16 protein-coding genes are annotated in these 17,492 nt (G+C 48.4%); 5 read left to right on the forward strand and 11 right to left on the reverse strand.

Annotated features, from left to right (window positions below):
* Positions 1-5: 5 nt before the first annotated feature.
* From traV to mobH, 11 genes are read right to left on the reverse strand one after another with little or no spacing between them, the layout of a single operon-like run.
* On the reverse strand, positions 6-536 hold the full coding sequence (gene traV / locus I9W95_RS17585; RefSeq protein ID WP_225677286.1) for a type IV conjugative transfer system lipoprotein TraV: 531 nt from the start codon (positions 534-536) through the stop codon (positions 6-8).
* Positions 529-1,221, reverse strand: a complete 693-nt coding sequence (locus I9W95_RS17590) for a hypothetical protein (protein WP_225677288.1) — start codon at positions 1,219-1,221, stop codon at positions 529-531. Before I9W95_RS17590 ends, traV begins: the two co-directional genes overlap by 8 nt.
* Positions 1,218-2,609, reverse strand: a complete 1,392-nt coding sequence (locus I9W95_RS17595; RefSeq protein ID WP_225677290.1) for a TraB/VirB10 family protein — start codon at positions 2,607-2,609, stop codon at positions 1,218-1,220. The genes I9W95_RS17590 and I9W95_RS17595 overlap by 4 nt, the downstream gene beginning before the upstream one ends.
* Positions 2,602-3,831 carry a hypothetical protein gene (locus I9W95_RS17600; protein ID WP_225677292.1) on the reverse strand — a complete coding sequence of 410 codons (1,230 nt, stop codon included), beginning with the start codon at positions 3,829-3,831 and terminating at the stop codon, positions 2,602-2,604. The genes I9W95_RS17595 and I9W95_RS17600 overlap by 8 nt, the downstream gene beginning before the upstream one ends.
* On the reverse strand, positions 3,828-4,400 hold the full coding sequence (locus I9W95_RS17605; protein ID WP_225677294.1) for a type IV conjugative transfer system protein TraE: 573 nt from the start codon (positions 4,398-4,400) through the stop codon (positions 3,828-3,830). The genes I9W95_RS17600 and I9W95_RS17605 overlap by 4 nt, the downstream gene beginning before the upstream one ends.
* A gap of 5 nt (positions 4,401-4,405) precedes the next feature.
* Entirely contained in the window at positions 4,406-4,711 is a 306-nt protein-coding gene (locus I9W95_RS17610) for a type IV conjugative transfer system protein TraL (RefSeq protein ID WP_225677296.1), read from the reverse strand.
* A gap of 53 nt (positions 4,712-4,764) precedes the next feature.
* Positions 4,765-5,226 carry an OmpA family protein gene (locus I9W95_RS17615; RefSeq protein ID WP_225677298.1) on the reverse strand — a complete coding sequence of 154 codons (462 nt, stop codon included), beginning with the start codon at positions 5,224-5,226 and terminating at the stop codon, positions 4,765-4,767.
* Positions 5,211-5,720, reverse strand: a complete 510-nt coding sequence (locus tag I9W95_RS17620) for a DUF2726 domain-containing protein (protein ID WP_225677301.1) — start codon at positions 5,718-5,720, stop codon at positions 5,211-5,213. Before I9W95_RS17620 ends, I9W95_RS17615 begins: the two co-directional genes overlap by 16 nt.
* A gap of 3 nt (positions 5,721-5,723) precedes the next feature.
* Entirely contained in the window at positions 5,724-6,317 is a 594-nt protein-coding gene (locus I9W95_RS17625) for a DUF4400 domain-containing protein (protein ID WP_225677303.1), read from the reverse strand.
* Positions 6,310-8,385, reverse strand: coding sequence for a conjugative transfer system coupling protein TraD (gene traD / locus I9W95_RS17630; RefSeq protein WP_225677305.1), 2,076 nt, complete (start codon positions 8,383-8,385; stop codon positions 6,310-6,312). Before traD ends, I9W95_RS17625 begins: the two co-directional genes overlap by 8 nt.
* Positions 8,372-10,819, reverse strand: a complete 2,448-nt coding sequence (gene mobH, locus I9W95_RS17635) for a MobH family relaxase (RefSeq protein WP_225677308.1) — start codon at positions 10,817-10,819, stop codon at positions 8,372-8,374. Before mobH ends, traD begins: the two co-directional genes overlap by 14 nt.
* A gap of 612 nt (positions 10,820-11,431) precedes the next feature.
* On the opposite strand from mobH, the gene I9W95_RS17640 reads away from it, so the two are divergent.
* The 5 genes from I9W95_RS17640 to I9W95_RS17660 all read left to right on the forward strand — a co-directional run bounded on the left by I9W95_RS17640 (position 11,432) and on the right by I9W95_RS17660 (position 17,363).
* Complete coding sequence (locus I9W95_RS17640) at positions 11,432-12,094, forward strand: hypothetical protein (RefSeq protein WP_225677310.1); 663 nt, start codon at positions 11,432-11,434, stop codon at positions 12,092-12,094.
* Between the two features lie 7 nt (positions 12,095-12,101).
* The gene (locus I9W95_RS17645; RefSeq protein WP_225677312.1) at positions 12,102-13,934 is read left to right on the forward strand and encodes an ATP-dependent helicase; all 1,833 of its coding nucleotides are present in this window, start codon (positions 12,102-12,104) and stop codon (positions 13,932-13,934) included.
* Positions 13,935-14,048: 114 nt separating this feature from the next.
* Positions 14,049-14,552, forward strand: coding sequence for a hypothetical protein (locus tag I9W95_RS17650; RefSeq protein WP_225677314.1), 504 nt, complete (start codon positions 14,049-14,051; stop codon positions 14,550-14,552).
* 62 nt (positions 14,553-14,614) lie between these two features.
* The gene (locus I9W95_RS17655) at positions 14,615-15,565 is read left to right on the forward strand and encodes a DUF3150 domain-containing protein (protein WP_225677317.1); all 951 of its coding nucleotides are present in this window, start codon (positions 14,615-14,617) and stop codon (positions 15,563-15,565) included.
* A 130-nt stretch (positions 15,566-15,695) separates the two neighbouring features.
* On the forward strand, positions 15,696-17,363 hold the full coding sequence (locus I9W95_RS17660) for a cobaltochelatase CobT-related protein (RefSeq protein ID WP_225677319.1): 1,668 nt from the start codon (positions 15,696-15,698) through the stop codon (positions 17,361-17,363).
* The last annotated feature ends 129 nt before the right edge of the window (positions 17,364-17,492 follow it).

The following is a 17,492-nucleotide window of genomic DNA, read 5'->3' on the forward strand; positions in this document are numbered from 1 at the left end:
CCTCTTTAATTGAGTGGTGAAAAAATCGGGCTTGTATCTGATGCCTTCTCGCCGTTTCGCCATTGTTCGGGCTTAACATCGACATAAAGCACCTGGTCACTGTGGTAGACGCCATCCTGGTCTACCCATGGAGCCAGCCATACACGACGCATGACTGGTGCCATTCTTACTGGAGTCGTCCCATCAGCCTTTGGGGGGGTCAGCAAAAAGAGCTGATCCGGTGCCCCTTCAGGAACCTCAGGAACGCTTCCAAAAAACTTTTGTGCTGGCGCGCCGCTTCTGGTGTCATCGCCAGTATCCGGTCTTCCACTTTCGCGCCTACCAATGGAGTCCTTAGCCACACCCGAACCGGAGTCAGACTTCGACTTCGCATAACCAGGCTGATACCCAGCCTTATCGACAACATTGTATAGTTCGCTGGCCTTGGTACACGAAACCCCGGCAGGGAGTCCACTACACCCGAACTCTTGATTGCCCACAGTCGAACACCCGGACGCAAACAAAATCAGAAATATGCTGAAAATATTTTTATTCATTGGGAATCAACGCCTTAATTGTCTTCGAACTAACAACCGCGCCCTTCTGCAAGGCATTAACAATCGCGAACGGAGCTCGCTCAAGGCTGAGAAGCTTTGTCATTGCAATAACGGAAGCCCCTTTCCCATTGATGACAGCTTCGTCACAAGAGGAATAGTCAGTAATGACATCAAGCCCTCGAAGTATCGAAATTCGCTTTTCAAACGATGAGCACTCAAAGCCGTAAAACTTCTTAAAGTCCTTTCCGGGTAAAACGTAAACGTCAGCTCCTACCTCGGTAAGATAACCCTCAGATTCCTTGAAGAAATTAATAGAGTTCGAATCGCCAAGAATCAGGAAAATCGAAAAAACAGCCGGTCTGTCACTCTTACCCAATCTGACCGGAACAGCTTTAGACTTTCTCTTAATGATTTCAACCGGATACAGATCAAAACGCTCCTTTAGCTCTTTGGCGGTAATGCCCTGTTCACTCCAAAGGTCTGTAATTTGAAACTTACCGTTCATAGAGGCTATGGAAAATCTTCCGTTTTTCGAAAGCATAAATGAGTCGTTCTCACCTACTACGACCTTCCACTCACCAGGCAAATCCAAGCTATAGAGGATTTCACCAAGTTTTGAGTTCTCATCTGCATTTGCGAGGCACGCCCCAAGAAAAACCACCGAAAGGACAAAAATTCTTATCATACCTCTTTAACCTCAAAGCTACTTTGAACCACGAATTCAATAAGGCGACCCGAGTCGATTTGAAGAACAGGAAAAATCTGATCAAGGATGTTATTAAAACGGCTAACCATCTGTTCAAGACCAGTTGAAACGCCCGAAGCAAGGCCTGTTTTTGCCACATAGGAACCGGATGGCAACTGGAAAGAACCGGAGTCAGTCACCACGGTGGACGTATTTGAAGCATTACTAAAAGCACTGGCAAAACCCTGAAGCAATCCAGCCTGCATTGACTTCATAATCAAGGCCCCATCACGAGTCACTAACACACCACGAAGGCCAAGCTTTCCGTCCTCACCCAGCCCGTTAGCTTTAACAGTCCCTTCATAAGCAAGACCCTTCTTGTCCATGCAACTCACAATGGTTGAATTGAAATAAACCCTCTCCGTACTCATTTCTCCCATAACACCAGCCATAATCACGCACCCTCTAAGGTCAACTTTTTGCCCATTAGGAAGAAGCACAGGGTCGGTTAGCTTGGCGAGCGTTATCTGGTTATTCACGTTAGCGGAGTTCGCTACCATCGCATCAACGCCAGATACCAGGCGAGCACGAATCAGGGAGCCAGAAGGGATAGCGACAAGAATTTTCTTCTGCGCCTTTTTCTTCCCAGTTGAAGATTGCCCCTGACCCGAGTTCGTCAAATCCGGCGCATCAATGTCATGCCCCATCCGATCTTTTTCCGGGCCTTCAGCAGCCACCTTTTGTTGAGGAGCAACCTCTGCGGAAGACTTAAAAGAAAGCCGGGTATTCGTCGCCTGCGATATAGCCAGCAGATCGAACGCAGATACTTTCTTCGGTGCGCTCTGCACCCCAAAAGACAGAACGCCCTGATCACCACCCACATTAACAGAGACACCCTCGCCAGCCTCAAACGGTGAAGCTGCAGACACGCCATTAGTCGCAAAAGCATCAAGGCGCTGAATCAAAAGCTTGTCAGCCGCCTTTCTGTTGGCAATTTCTTTTGCCAACTCAATGTGTGTCATATCGACAGACGTCTGAATCCGCTCGATACCAGAACTAACCTCCGAAAGAGCTTTTCCAGTAGCCTCTTCTGATTTAATAAACCGCTCTTCTATATCCCGAGCGTGCGCACGAATTTGCTCCCTATCAAGAGCAGCGTTGTCCGCCATCGACTTTTCCAGCCAGTCTGTATCGGGCGATCCACCCAACTTAATCACTTCTTCCTTACCTGACTGGTCAGCACTCATTGAGCGTTTGGAGGCAGACTTGACTACCAACTGAGAAACGACAGCAAAAATGATAAAAACAACGACAACCAGTAAAATAATGGCCTTCCGCTTTTTGGCAGCGTCCATCGCATCCCAATTAGTTCGAAGCTCCTCAATCATTGCTCAGCTCCACTTTTGTCGGACGTTTAACTCGATCATTGCTAATCGTCTTTTCCGCCGATCTAAGAACAATAAGCTCAGCCTCTTGGCCAGGCCGCAAAGCGTTTGTTGGGTTAAATTGGACTGAAACAACCCCAGATCGGTAGCAAGACTTTTCCTCAAAAACGACATAATCGCTGGCAACATTACGAATTTGGAATACATCAATTTCGTAGCTTTCGCCCGCAAGATGCTGTGTGTATCTTCCGATCAATCTTCGATCGCCACACAACGCACCAGATGGACCATTGCTGATTTCAGTGAATTCATACCCCTCCGGTACAAATGCCTGCGCCATATCGAGATTAACCCGCTTCACGAACTCGGTGTGGTTTGACGCTCTTTCGTATTCAGAAACCAGTGATGGATCTTTCTCAACAAGAGTCGCCTGATCACTGCCATCCACAACAAATCCGTTTCGAATTTTCGCTTGAACAGATTTCGGAATTGAATCTGGATTAAAACGAACCCAAAGACGACCAGGGATGCTTTGCGTGTCAGGCAGAAGAACCAAAGAAGCGGACAGCGATGGCTTTTCTGGGTGATAAATTACGAGATTTACAGGCACCATCGACTTAGGCGCAACCAGAAGCATATTGCCCTTGGTTTTAACGTAAACCGCGTCCGGAAAGGGTGTTTCAAATTCTGGAGCAAATGGGAGCTCTATGCTGGTAAAGAGCAATGGAGGTACACGCACAACGTAAGTGCTTGGCTTATCGCCATCAATTCTTGCGTAACCCTCAGAGGTTGTTTCCACCTCTTTGTAGCCGTCTGGTAGCTCAACTTCGATAGGTTGCAAAGTAGCCTGGGATGGCGAACCACCCGCGCCAGACCCAAAAGGAGGAGGATTGACGCCATCCACTCCAAGCTGATCGCCCTGCTCTCCCACGGACTCAGAGCCAGCCGCAGCAACTCCAACCGGATCTGCAGCGACATCTCGCCCAGATTCTGGGACCGGAGCCCGCGCGTCAGTTGCTGGTCGAGGCTGAGATACCGGGGTAACAAATGTGCGCTCGGCCTTGTCGCGAATAAAGCCCGCTACGTTATTGGTCGCCTCCTGCGTGTCCGCTATTGCCTGCCCTTCCGTGTCGGATACGCCCGATACAGACGAAGGAATGCCCGATAATCCGGCATTAGCATGCCCAGCCAAGATCACCACTAGAGCCAATGGATAAATTCTCATTCGAGAGTACCTTCTTTCCAATCATCGACATAGGGGCGAAAGCCCATCAAGGCAATCGTGACCTGGTACTGATACTTGTCACGCTGAGGCTTCGACTCTTTCTCATCCTTAGCAAGCGAGCGGATTAAGCGAATGCCAGTAATCGTTACCACACCGGTTTTCTCATCAAACTGAGCGTCCTCGGGAATAAATGTGATCGAAATCTTCTGCTCGTTCATTTTCAGAACTTGACGGTCGTGAGCAATCTTCAGGCGAGCCGAAACATCGCTTCCCAGCATTGAATATGCAGTAGCCCTTACGAACTTGTAATTCTCAGGAGAAACATTGCCGAAAATCATCACTGCGTTGTATGCCCAAACAACAGCAACACTTTCAGTTAGCTGATCTCGAACATACTTGATCTCTCTGTCGTCCTGAAACATGGGCCTTTCGATAACAATTTCAGAACGGCTATTAATAAAAAATTGCTGGAGAACAATCACCAGCGAAAGAAGAGCGATAGTGATAAGTGAAACTGACAACCTGCCAGCAAGCTGATCGCTAACTTCGCGAAACTTCGAAACATCCATCCCCACTACTCCCGAAAGCTATCAAGTGTCGGCTCAGGGAAAAGATGACTCTTCGGAACGAACAACCCCCACCGGTAAAGAAGTTGAATCAGAATATTTGACTGACCCTTATCCTTGTAAAGGCCATAAGACTTCCACGCGATATAGCCAACAACAAGAAAGAGAATGATTTGTCTTGTGAGAATGATAAGTCCGAGAGTACCGAAAATTATCATGGCCTGACTAACAGTCAGGCCATAAACCATCTGCTCTTCATCCGCATGGGTAGGGAACTCAACTCCGTTAGCTTCGTCTGCCATCTCGTCACTCATGTGTAAAACTTTGTGTTAGTTTACGGCATGAAATGACGACGCTCAAGGCCTTACTACATACTTAACGTGATTTCCAACCTTCTATTTTTCCGCTCCTTGCTAGCAGTAGGGATTAAGGGGTTAGATTCCCCTTCGGAAACCGTAACAATTCTCTCGGCATCAACCCCCGACGAAACTAAAACCTCCGCAAGAGAATCAGCCCTCCGCTGTCCAATACCTCTGTTGTAAGCAACGCTACCAGGCTCATCCGCATGCCCAGTAATCCACAGCTTAATACGTGTTGATGACTGCGCCATCATGTACGCGAGGTCCGCTACCACGCATCCGCCAACCAAGGACGCATCGTCATAGTCAAACTCAAAGCGCTCAGGAATGACGACCTCGATGACGCTACCATCGGCAACCAGCTCAACACATTGAAACCGGGACTTCTTCAACCCAAGATAGTCATACGGATCTCCAGCGGCACAGGCCGAAAAAGAGACCAGGATCAATGAAATCATCCACTTATACATTGCTTAATATCCCCCAGAATATTCCTTTCAGAACCAGGCTTACACCGAAGCAGGGAGACTCCTGCCGACTTGAAAACCCGGTTAACCACCAAATCTCGCCTCATGCGATCCTTCTTGGAATGACTTGCATCATCCACCTCGATTGCACACTTAATCCGAAAGGCATGATCAACAACCACGAAATCAACATGCTTGCTCGAAATGCTTTTGAAAGCCTTCCACCAGACCGCCCCTTGATGACCGGTAACGCTAATCACATCAGCTATTCGCACCTGCGCCATAACCCGGCACCCAGTGCCCGCCAAAAACTTGTCAAAGACCTTAAACGATTTTTGCTCCGTAAACGTAAGCAGTTGACCGCGAGCCTTGTACTTCCTGTATAGGAGCTGATTCCTTACAAAGGAAATGAGTGGCAGCATTAAAAAAACTAACGCGATCACCAGAAGGCGCTGCTCTGAAATGAAGCCCAGCACACCCGAGAAGACAGTATCCATAGATCAAACCTTTTGTTGTATGTTTGCTGCTATGAAGTAAGCCACAACACTGAAAGCTGTCAACAGACCCACAGACACATACGGATGCAACGCCCACGGACAAACCAATAGATTAATGAGAGTCCCAAAACAGAACAGGGAGTAATGGAGCCCCAGGTGATACCTGATTGGCGAGGACCAGGCAGTATTGGCAACACTGATCTCCCTCCGAACCAACCCCTGGAAGAAGCTAGCGATAAAAACCACCCAAAAAACAAGCAGCCACTCCCCTATGACAAAAACACGATAAATAACCTGATAGACCGAAACCCAGAAGGCTTCATGAGTCTTATTAATCTTATCCCACAAGCCTTGCTTATCTTTTTCAGGAGGAAGAAACATTGTCCGAGTCAAATCAGCAAGCCAATTGCAGCAGAAAAGGTACGTCTCATTCGTCCTATCACGAATCTTGCCACTTGCACTCTCGCCCATCGATGACAGAACCATCGATTGCTCCTTAACCACCTGCTCCACCACAACAGATTTACCCCAAATAGTCGTAGTCACCATAAAGAGCACGGTTGCGATAACCCAAAAGATCAGATGTCGCTTAAACATTACCACCTACTCCAAAACCCTTAGATCTCGCATCAACCATCCAAGGCAATGAATTCCACAAATCCTCAGTGCTTCCATCTTTTTCCGCAGTAAGAATTGGAAATCTTCCTTTAAGAATTCGCCCAGAAGAAATATTTGCTACAAACTCAAGGTTCGGGAGCCTCCCTAAAAGCTGAGGATCAATGAGCGGAGCCTCGGTGTCCGTCGTCCTGGTCCCATACGTTCCGTTGTAAAGCAGAGGATTGTCGTTGCCACCCATTACGGATGTATTCTGAGTTATTTGAGCCGTTCTCACGCTGGCCATCCCCATGGATTCCGAGACATAAGCCTTCGTTGACTCATTAATAACACGCAGAGATATAAGGTTGTTGAAGTTACCCAAAGCTTTCTCTGCCGCAGAGTCAGAGCCTAGAGCCTCAACGAAGTCCGGCACAGTCTGCGTTGCAGCGAAATTGATGAAACCAGCGCCCGCCCCTTTGTTGAGCAACTCAAGGTAGGATGAGTTGACAGCATTGCTCGCCTCATCAACCAACAGGAATACCTTATGCTCACCCGACCCGCCGTGAGCATAACGACTTGCAGCACTAGCCACTAAGTCCGACATATAGATAGACCCAATGGCCTTAGCAATCTTAGGGTCGCCAAGCGCGTGAAGCCCGATATAGCAAATTGACTTTTGCCGAATCATTGCGTCAAAACTCGTTATTGGCCGAGGATCGTTCGCGTCATTAGCGTCAGGAGAAAGCAGCCCAGAAAGCTCGCCTGTCGTTAGCTGCTTCAGGATCGGCATCAGCGACGCCAGCATTTTCGAAGCGTGCTCACGGTTGTGCTCATAAAAATTGAGGAGACCATCGATCGCACTGTTTGGCTTGATACCGTAAACGACATCCCTGTAAAACCGAGCCGCAGCAAGAATCCGCTTAGGTGAATCGTTCCCTTTGGTGGGCGATGCAATCGACTTTTCAAAGGCAGATATTTGCGCTTTAAAATCTGATATTTTCAATCTTTCACAGTGAGCAATTATGCACTCGTAGAGCAGCTCATCCGGCCCACGTTCGATCACACCCCGCAAAGCCAGCAGCGATGGCCTGATATTAATCATATCCATCGCTGATAGAATGCTTTCCATAACCCCCCAGGAGAATGCCGAGAACGAGTCACCATTAGGCCCACTTGAAGGAATTAGCGGCTCAACACGAGAGGCGAGCTGGCTAGGCTCCTGATAGTTAGCAAAGGGATCGATCCTGTGTGACTTCGCAGCGAATGCCGGATTAAAAAAGACGAACTGATCCAACCGACCCTCAGCCTTGGCAGCTTCGAGCATGATTTCCAAAAGTTCACCATCACCCTTAGGGTCGAATACAAAAAGACACTCCCCTTTGCGGATTATTTGTCGGGTCAGCATCCTGTAGAGAACTGTTTTACCAGAACGAGTCGTGCCCGTTATCAGCGTATTTCCTATCGCATCGTTAATTGGGAAATATAACTCTGATGATTCTTGCATGCCGTGAATCCAAGAAAGTCCGCGCTGGCGTCCTTTTGGATCTTTGTCGCCATCTTTAACAATATCTGAACCCTTGGATGCCCTATGTATGGCCTCTTTAGTATCAGTTGATTCATCATCGCGAGTGGTTGTATTAAATCTTCTGCCAGAAAACTTCGAGTACAGCCACACGTACCAAGCCGGAGGTGCTGCCTTTTCAATGTCCGATCTAATCAGATCATATGCCCATTGAGTTTGCTGAGCAGTCCACTCCCAGCCATTGCCGAGATAAATCCCTGTCGGAAATGCATCAACGCGATCATTGAAATCTTTAATGGGGACAAACATCAAGTTCTCTTCAAAGAGCATTATTCTCCGTTTAAAAACCCGATGAACATCATAGGCATTCATACCTGCCATGCATACGCAAACGATCGACACGATAAAAGCAGGAAGCGACATGTATGCATACAACGGCCAAAGTAGCTGATATGCCGCTGCAGCAGACCAAGCCAACATCGCCTTTGCCTCATACGCCTGACGCCAAGGTTGAACAATCAACCCTTCCTTATCATTTTGCATCATTGTTGATTTTTCCCATTAAATTCGGCAGATTTTTTTTCATAAAAAATACAGAACCTCGCTGCCTTTTGGCTATGAATTCTGACTGCAAAAACAAGTTTAATTTTGCTGCTGGAATGCTAGGCATGGCAGATGAGGCTTTTAAATATACCTCTGGAAAACCATTTACCTGGACCATCTTCCCAACCAAAGAAACGCGAGAGGAGTAATCCCCATAGTTAGATGAAAGGAAGTTGTCGATTGCATTTAATATCAACCTGGACTCGGCCTGCCTCTGCCTGGGAGGATCGTCATTCTTAACTTCTGAAGATGCCTCCTTTGCCTCCGAACTCTGCTCATCTACATCATCATCTTTATTGGCTTTTAGAGTACCACTGGAATTGGCTGTGCGATCCGACTTACCTCGTGATGGCTTAATTGAGTTAGAATTGAGATCAGTCACGGCAGTAGAGCTAACGGAAACTTCTCTACTGACATTTGTCTGGTCCAACTCCAGGTTGCCATCAGAGAAGAGTGAGTATTGCCCAATCAAAGCTGAGCTCACTGGCTTTGAGATGGCCAAAACAGTAATTGTCTTTTTACCAACCTTGATGCGCGAAACTCCGCTCGGCTTAACTTCAATTTTTTCACTATCAGACCTTTTTGCGAGCTTCCTTCCCTGGGTTAGATGAAGAACAACATCATCCGCATCCTCCCCGAGAAATTCGGCAGATGCTGGCCAGTTCAGGCATATGCACCCATCTATTAGATGGGTATATTCCGTCGCCAATCGTCGAGATTTGATTGCGCTACCAATTTCATCCAGAAGATCTCCAAGTTCAGATCCATCAACGATCCCACTCGATGAAATTCGACCATTGTCATCTGGGGGAGTATTTTCTTCTTCACCGGAAGATCGAGCAGTTTTTTGATCAGCTTTAGCATCTGATTGGGCACAGACCGATGGATCATCAGAAACTGCTTCATCAGGCACTTCCTCGGCTCGATCTACCGTAATGCGCCGCCCTTCTTTCGATGCATTCAGTTCTGATTTTGCAACTTCAGTATTGGCGATTACCTTGGTCGGAGGTATGACCAGCTCGGAATCAGACAAAGCAATTCCCAGAATCTCAGGTTTAATTTCGACCAGTTGGGTTTTATATCGCTTAAGGAGATCCATCAAATTCGAAGAGGCCAGCCTTGCAAGCTTTAACTTAAACGCCCTGCCGTTTTCTGGCTTGATTGAGCTGTTAATTGCATACTCACCTTCAATCTTCTGAACAACGCCCGCGATTTCAAGCATGTCAAAAAATTGCCCAGGATTCTTGGGATAAGCAGTAAACGCTTCTTTCTCAAACAGACTAACCGCAGCATTGTACAATTGAGGCCATGTAGCCCAAGCAGTCCCGGATGACTCATCAACCCAGAACAACCCCCTGTCGCGGTCACGAATATTGACCACGACATCCCCTGCCGCAAAAGCCTCGGGTAACACCTTGAGAAGCTGCTCTGATGAGGGTGTTGTAACAATCCGTTTAGCATTGCCAGATGCCCCCATCGCGCCATCTGGTAGCGCCTTTGGTTCACCAGTCGCTATCTGCTGTTGGGCGGCAACAGCCGCAGGATGAACGGACTCGCTGACGGGCAATTCGATTTGGATAGCTTCTCCGTAGGATTGATAGGCAGATACCGATTCCCTGTCGGCCTTCACAACAATTTCATGAAGAGAGGGCTGTTCAGAAACCTCGATCCCTGCGATACCGGATATCATTGTCGGAATGATCTGCGGGTCGCCCTGATTCAGCCAATCCAGAACATCAGCTGACACCACTTTATTGATTAGCGAAACGCCAGCCATTTCGTGCATTTTGTGAGTCCGAGTGCCACGCCAAGATGCGAAGTACTCCTCTCGCTGAGCAAACTCATAAAGCGAACACTTGAACGGCCTCCACTCATCTCCACTGGTAGCACCTACAACCTTAATGTCGTAAATAGCCTTTCCAATGTCGTGCAACATTGCAGCAATAGTTACCGCTACAGGCCAGCGCACTTTGCTTCTCACGCGAATATCTCCTGCCAACCCGCCACAAAATGATTTGCCAAGCGTGAATCTGGCCGCAGCAGTGCCCACCTCAAGGGAGTGCCGAAACAATCCTCCTACCCCATTGTGGTGATGTTTTTCGCTTGCAGGTAAGAGTTGAACATACTCCGCAAAACTACAGACGACTGAAACGTAGTAGCGATTAAACTCACACTCAGAAAGACCAAGATGCCGGTAGGCCTGGTCAATCAAGTCTTTATTCATCGCGATCAATTTAGCTGGATCAGCAGGGGGCAGAGATTTCTGTAGGTCGTTCTTAAAGATGGCCCTATCTAGCCTCGTATCCGGAGCAGGCGATACGTGCGCCTTTTCAGGAGAGGATCTCTTCGTTAGCAAGGTGATAAGCCGACCAATCATTTTAGATAGCGGATTCTGAAGCTTTTGTATTCGCCGACCGTGCTCTTATTGATGATTTCAACGTATTTGTACCCGCCCGCCAAAGGACTCCTTACGCCTTTTGGAACCCCAACCATGCTGGAGCCACAAAGCAAGTATTCATCAGACCCGTCCGCCTCAATAAAGGCCAAGTCAGACGGAGACAGGCCAAGCATTGAAAAAAGAGTGCGACACTCGCCCTCTTCCGCTTCCCCAACAAGAATAACGTCGATGCTCTTACCTGAAGGCCGAGAGCCAAAGAGATACACACCATATGATCCATCAATTGGGTTTCCGGATCGGCTTGGTGCAACCAGCTGGATTGGCGATGGCCACGATGGATCTTCGAACCTGCGAGCAGACAAAGGCTCACTAACCCAAACCGAGTCTCGCACCATATTTCGCGCGACCTCGTCTGACAGAGGGTCCTGGACTACAACATCGGGAATTCCTGAGCAAGCAGCAATACAAACAACATGCAAGATTAGGCCAGTCTTGTACTTCCACATATAGAATCCCAACGCAACAAACACACTTTTTTACACATGAGGAATGGTATAACATGGTTCTAATCCGTACAAGAAGGGCAAGTCAATGAACGAACCATCACAACACGGGCTTATGACCCCCGCTGACCTGTTGAAAGAGTTAGGGGAAAGCCCAGCATCACAGATTCAGGTTGAACACACGGTATTCATCCGTACCAACCCGGCGAAACACACTCTAGCCAAAGAGTACCAACGCATACCTAAAAGCCTACAGGAGCTTTTTCTGCGTTCGCACCAAACAATGCGCAACAAGGAGGCCAACGCTCTGTACCAAGAAAAGGCTAAAGGATACAGAGAAGAGATCTCCCGCCAGATGGGTAACATCCGGGAAGATTTGGAGAAGCTGACCAATAAATGGGAGATCCTGCTCACCGAGATAGGTCATCAGATCAATACCAATTACAACAATCCAGCTACTGTGGTAGTGCAAATCACCGCTCCACAAGAGCGAGAGTTTTATGAACTGGTAGAGACGATGGATTATCTGTTGGTGGTCATGGACAACCTGTGGCATGCAAAAGAGCAGTCCTTAGAAGATAAGCAGCGCGTTACAAACAATATTGTTAAAGGTGTCGCTGGTCTCGGCGTAAACGCTGAACGAAAAGCAAAGGGCTTGGTTCGACTGCGAAATCAAATCAGACAGGCAGAGTCCGCCACCCCTACACCGGAAAACTCTACACCCCCGTCGCCGATAGACGTCGCATCCTGACAACCCAATGGAAGACGGTCACTTACAAGGGCTAAACCCGCCCCAGCTTGAGGCTGCGCAAGAGCTGAATAGGCACTGCGCAGTCTTGTCTTGCCCAGGATCAGGCAAAACAAAAACCGTTGAATCTAAAGTGGCCAACATCCTGATCAAAGATCCAAAAGCATTCGTTTGCTGTACTACCTTCTCTAAAGAAGGGGCTACAGAAATTCGCGAAAGGGTTTACGCCAAACTTCCCAAGGGCGAGCAATATCGATCAAGGCTAATCATCAGCACCTTTCACAGTCTCTGCTACCACGCAATTCGGAAGCAAAAAGGTTCAGCTCCGAAAATCGTATCTCCAGGCGAGCGCATGTATCACATCAAGGGCGCGGCCATTGATGTAGGCATTAATACTAAATCAGACGAATTTCAGACTGCACTGGAGGCGTTAGACTCATATGCGACACACCCAGATGAAAGGTTGAATTCACTACCACCCCAAACGCATAAGCTGCATGCTCGGTATAAAGAACGAATACACGCAGCAGGAAAGCTGGATTTCGAGGACTTGCTCACAACAACTGTTGAATGCCTAGAATCCGGCCAGATGACCCCATCCCCATACACGCACGTGATATGCGACGAGGGGCAGGATAGCGATTCGCTCATGCTGCGATGGCTAATGGTTTACGCGTCTGCAGGAGCGGTCATTACCCTGATGCTAGATGATGATCAGACCCTATACTCCTTCCGAAATTCTCTCGGCGTCAGTATATGCAGACATTTCGAATCTGAATTGCAGGCAAGAATAATCCACAACAGCACCAACTACAGATCACGAGAAGAGGTGCTGGTGCCTGCGAGGAAATTAATACGATGCAATCACGATCGCATTGATAAAGAGGTGCTTTCCAATAGAGGACCCGGTGGTTCTTTTGATGTTTATCACTTCCATTCACAAAAGGGTACCAAGTCGTTACTGAAGGAAGTCATAAAAAGTCCGGGCGACTGGTTCATTCTGTGCAGAACAAACTCAGACATTGAAGTTATGGCCGGATATCTTGCGGAGCTTGGGATACCATACGAAGGACCGGATATGCCACCAATCACAGAGCGACCGGAGGTACAAAGTTATTTGGAGCTCCTGTCCACTCTGGCCAATCGACACGGTCATGGGCTGGATATGGCTGCCATATCCTGCATCGCTTCAGAGCAGCAAATATTGGAAATATTGGATAAAAGCGGTTGCGAGTCGCTAACCGTTGCCAGCGAGACTGGGCTTACAGCGGCACACCTTCAGGGAATCACATCAAAGCAAATTGCCCTTCTCAGCGAGCTAATCACAAAATCCAGAGCATGGGAGGCTGCGGTAGCCGAGGGGAGAACCAACCGGGCAATTAGACTGGCTGGCCAGTGGATGGAGAATAACTACCCTGGTGACCCCCAGTGCATCCAGACCGTTATGAACATCCTCGTAGAAAGAACAAGCGGAACGATGGAGCAGCGCCTTAGCAAGCTTCAGCAACTTTTCGACAGAAACACTGAGAAACCCGCAGGCGGCAGCGTCAGGTTAATGACCGCCCATTCTTCCAAGGGCTTACAAAGAAAGTCCGTGATGATCTGGTCGTTGCGCGAAGGAGCATTCCCCTCAACGCCCGAGGAAGAATCGATGTTGCCAAATCACTTCGAAGAGGAGCGTCGCGTTCTTTACGTGGCAATGACACGGGCTGAAGATCACCTACACCTTGTATATCAATCCTCAAAGGTCAATGCAAAAAGGATAACCAACTACCACCCTTCGAGATTCTTTATCGACATGGGAATCGAGCTTGGAGAGCCTATAGTAGCAATTTCAGATTGACAAGATGGCTCGGTTGTTTAAAGTAAACACATCAACTGCTACTTCCAGTTAAGTAGCCACAATCAACCCATGTGGGAGTCCATCCTACATGGCCTCCCGTCTCAGGGAGGTCACATGATCAATTCAGATCACATAACCCACTCCGGCAACGTCTCTGAGTCCGACCTAAGCGGACTGACTTTTGTAGAGAGCATATTCTTCTCGGCAAGAAAAGCTCAACCAAAGCCACAGCATGAATCAAAGGAACTCAAGACGGTAAGGCCATCAACAGCCGAACCGACCGAATCCACCGACCCTGCTGAGCAGCCGCAAACCACACCCACCAACAATGAGCCCGAAGCTTCGCAAGTTTTTCTTCGCGAGGTCGGTCACTCATTGGAAGGTAGTTTCCTGGGTGTGGGGTCAAGATACATACGAAAAGCAGCACGGAAGTGTTACGTCGTATATCTGGAGATAAGCGGAGAGAGGTGCTTCCTTAGCGGAACTCAACTGCAGGAAGCCATTGTGGACGACGTTTCCCTTGGAGACAGCATCCGCATTACCAAGACAGGGCAGTACCGGCGCGCTCACGACAGAGAGCACGCCAAAGCTGCAACGTTCAAGGTAGAAAAAATTTAACCACCCCCACCTGGAGGGCACGCCCTCCAGGGAGTGTCCTCCTTTTTTTTTGGAGAATACTCATGACAACAATCAACGCACCAAAAACCGAAAAATTTGTTCTGGTAAATGTGGATTTTTCTGCATATTCAGGACAGGTCGCACTTGATAAAGAGACCCTCAAAGACGATATCGTTACAGACATCGTTAGCGCCGGGAATCTGGACACCGTCCCAAGTGAGTCTTTGAAAATTTTCGGCACATTACGGGCGCGCGCTCGCACGCTCTGCCTGTCTCGCGGAACATCGTTCCTGGGTGGGTATGCCATTCCGCTACCGGCTTGGCCAGAAATCCAAAATGGTCTCGAATCGATCGTTGCGGAGTTCAAAAAAGAGGCGTCGAATTTTGTGTCCTCATACGAGTCACTCGTTCAATCCCAAGCGATAGCCTGGCCGAAAAACGGTGACCTCATCCGAGCTAAAGCCCATTCTCGCGACTGGGTAGAGACTCGGTTTAGTGCCAACTTTAGCGCCTCTTTTCTTAGTCCAGCCCCAGGTATGGACGAAGCAATGGGACGCCAAATAGAGGGGCTCAACCAATCGGCGTGCAATGAAATTGCAGCAGACGCAAAGGCAGCAATTCGTGCATATAAGAAGGGGTCGAGAATTACCCGTCGCATGCGCAGCACACTCGAAAACATGATCGACAAACTCAATAGTTTGGCGTTCATCAACCCTGAACTGAAGAGCATTTCCGATGCAATTCAAGGGTTCATTGAAACCCTCAACATACCAACCGAGGGCCCACTGGATCTTGATGAAGACAAGCAGTCAAAGATTGCTCTCATTCTAATAACCATGACACAGCCCGAAAACCTTCCGGATCTCGCCTCAATATTAAAGGCCGAAATGCTGAAGATCCAAGCGGCTCACACACCACCAGAGAATCATGAAACAGAAGGCCAGCTTGCGGAAGTCGCATGCGAACCTGACCAGCCTGACCAAGATCAGGACATGAATCTTTTCTTGCTCTAACCAACGGGAAGCTTCGGCTTCCCTCACCTTAAACGCAATTAAAGATTTCATCCGTATTAGAAAATACGAATGGGATTTTAAATTCATTCGGCCAGTTCCGGGTGATCAATTCCAACCCAAAGGAGGTCATATGACCACTCCATCATTTCAACGCATCGCACGCTCCATCGCTCAACAATGTAACGTTTCAGTTCGCTTCTCCGGAGACGGGGCAAGCACTGACGGGAGCACTATCACGCTGCCACAGCTGGACCAGGTAACAAAAAAGGACATTCTCCTCGGTTACTTGATTCACGAAAGCGGGCACGTTCGCGAGACGAACTTCGACATTCCACCAGACACGTCACCGTTTCTGAATGCGTTAGAAGACCATCGCATTGAAAGACACATGTGCAATTTGTTTCGTGGCTCTATCGAGTTTTTAACCAACACTTGGCGAGAGATTAGTGCAGAAATGCTCGAATCGAGAAAAAACACCGGCCCGAGCGATGCATTTGAATCGGTTTCCCGATATGTCATCTATCACGGTCAGGTAAAAACTCTCGGACGCCACACTGTATCTGATGAGTTGCTTGATCTGCTTGCAGAAGACGTAGTGCAAAACTGGGGTGACATTTTGGATGATCTGGATTCATTCCTGATTAAATCAAAATACACCGCAAGCACCGCAGAATGCCGCGATCTAAGCGACGAACTCGTAGCCTACCTTAGCTCTCTTCAGAGCAACGATCAGGGCAACGATCAGAGCAACGATCAGAGCAACGATCAGGGCAACGATCAGAGCAACGATCAGAGCAACGATCAGGGCAACGATCAGAGCAACGATCAGGGCAACGATCAGAGCAACGATCAGGGCAACGATCAGGGCAACGATCAGGGCAACGATCAGGGCAACGGCATAGGTCAGCAAGCAAAACCGATAGCGGCAGAAGATCTGGAAAAGGCCAAGGAATCTCTGGCCAGCTCCATTGAATCTGGAGAGTTATCAGACGACCTTGGAGGGCTTATTGCGCGTAAGGTTGAGGATGTCATCCAGGACTCAGTAAAGCGCTTTGGCTATGCCGAAGCATTACCAGGCATGGGAGCAAGACCCGACCTTTGCCTGGCTGAGAACTTTAGCATCATTCAGTCAGCGGAATCAGTCACCGCTTCAGTCGGAAAGGTAATAAAGCAGCTTTTTGAATCCGAAAGCAGAGTCAAATCTTCCGTCGCAAGACGGGGAAATAGACTCAAAACATCGAAGCTATCGCGGGTTGCAGTTAACGACCCAAGAATATTCGACCACCGGATCAACAAGCCCGCTCTCGACACCGCAATCACTGTCGCCATAGACCTCTCTGGTTCAATGAGTGGTGATCGCGCCGAAAAGGCACTGGCAGCTGCTTACGGGCTTGCTAAAGCTGTTCACGCAACCCGTAAAGTATCCTGTCGCGTTACTTGCTTTCCTGGCGTGACATCAGAAGTCGATCAGATCGTACCAAGAAACGCCTCGCCCAGCCCAGCAATGACTGGACTGGAAGCAGGCGGAGGGACACCTCTTATTGGTGCTATTGAGGATGCGCTGCTCGAACTCGAAGATGTTCGAGAAAACCGCAAGGCCTTGATTGTCATTACCGACGGTCAAATACACCAAAAAACCGCGCAGATCGTGGAGGAGAAAATTGGCAATTCAAAAGCAACAGCTTACTGGATAGCCATAGATGTTGAATCCATCCCGATTACTGGGTCTGTCATTCACATAACAGATCCATCAACCCTCGGAGAGGCACTACTCACTCACCTGAAAAACGCCTCATAAAAAAAGCCCGCGCAAGCGGGCTTTTTCATTTCAGAAGCAGAGAATCACGAAACTCAAATTAAAATTGCCGCTAGCACCACTATAACCAAGAACTGGAAGGCACACACAAAACTAAGAACTCGCAATCGA

It is taken from the genome of Thalassolituus marinus, assembly GCF_020320395.1.
Classification (GTDB): Bacteria; Pseudomonadota; Gammaproteobacteria; order Pseudomonadales; family Oceanobacteraceae; genus Venatoribacter; species Venatoribacter marinus.

Excerpts from the sequence above, each read along its gene's own strand:
- I9W95_RS17600 (WP_225677292.1), bottom strand. The coding sequence starts at position 3,831 with ATGAGAATTTATCCATTGGCTCTAGTGGTGATCTTGGCTGGGCATGCT.
- I9W95_RS17595 (WP_225677290.1), bottom strand. The coding sequence starts at position 2,609 with ATGATTGAGGAGCTTCGAACTAATTGGGATGCGATGGACGCTGCCAAA.
- I9W95_RS17625 (WP_225677303.1), bottom strand. The coding sequence starts at position 6,317 with ATGTTTAAGCGACATCTGATCTTTTGGGTTATCGCAACCGTGCTCTTT.
- I9W95_RS17655 (WP_225677317.1), top strand. The coding sequence starts at position 14,615 with ATGACAACAATCAACGCACCAAAAACCGAAAAATTTGTTCTGGTAAAT.
- I9W95_RS17590 (WP_225677288.1), bottom strand. The coding sequence starts at position 1,221 with ATGATAAGAATTTTTGTCCTTTCGGTGGTTTTTCTTGGGGCGTGCCTC.
- traV (WP_225677286.1), bottom strand. The coding sequence starts at position 536 with ATGAATAAAAATATTTTCAGCATATTTCTGATTTTGTTTGCGTCCGGG.
- I9W95_RS17645 (WP_225677312.1), top strand. The coding sequence starts at position 12,102 with ATGGAAGACGGTCACTTACAAGGGCTAAACCCGCCCCAGCTTGAGGCT.
- I9W95_RS17615 (WP_225677298.1), bottom strand. The coding sequence starts at position 5,226 with ATGTATAAGTGGATGATTTCATTGATCCTGGTCTCTTTTTCGGCCTGT.
- I9W95_RS17650 (WP_225677314.1), top strand. The coding sequence starts at position 14,049 with ATGATCAATTCAGATCACATAACCCACTCCGGCAACGTCTCTGAGTCC.
- I9W95_RS17660 (WP_225677319.1), top strand. The coding sequence starts at position 15,696 with ATGACCACTCCATCATTTCAACGCATCGCACGCTCCATCGCTCAACAA.
- I9W95_RS17610 (WP_225677296.1), bottom strand. The coding sequence starts at position 4,711 with ATGAGTGACGAGATGGCAGACGAAGCTAACGGAGTTGAGTTCCCTACC.
- I9W95_RS17640 (WP_225677310.1), top strand. The coding sequence starts at position 11,432 with ATGAACGAACCATCACAACACGGGCTTATGACCCCCGCTGACCTGTTG.
- I9W95_RS17605 (WP_225677294.1), bottom strand. The coding sequence starts at position 4,400 with ATGGATGTTTCGAAGTTTCGCGAAGTTAGCGATCAGCTTGCTGGCAGG.
- mobH (WP_225677308.1), bottom strand. The coding sequence starts at position 10,819 with ATGATTGGTCGGCTTATCACCTTGCTAACGAAGAGATCCTCTCCTGAA.
- traD (WP_225677305.1), bottom strand. The coding sequence starts at position 8,385 with ATGATGCAAAATGATAAGGAAGGGTTGATTGTTCAACCTTGGCGTCAG.
- I9W95_RS17620 (WP_225677301.1), bottom strand. The coding sequence starts at position 5,720 with ATGGATACTGTCTTCTCGGGTGTGCTGGGCTTCATTTCAGAGCAGCGC.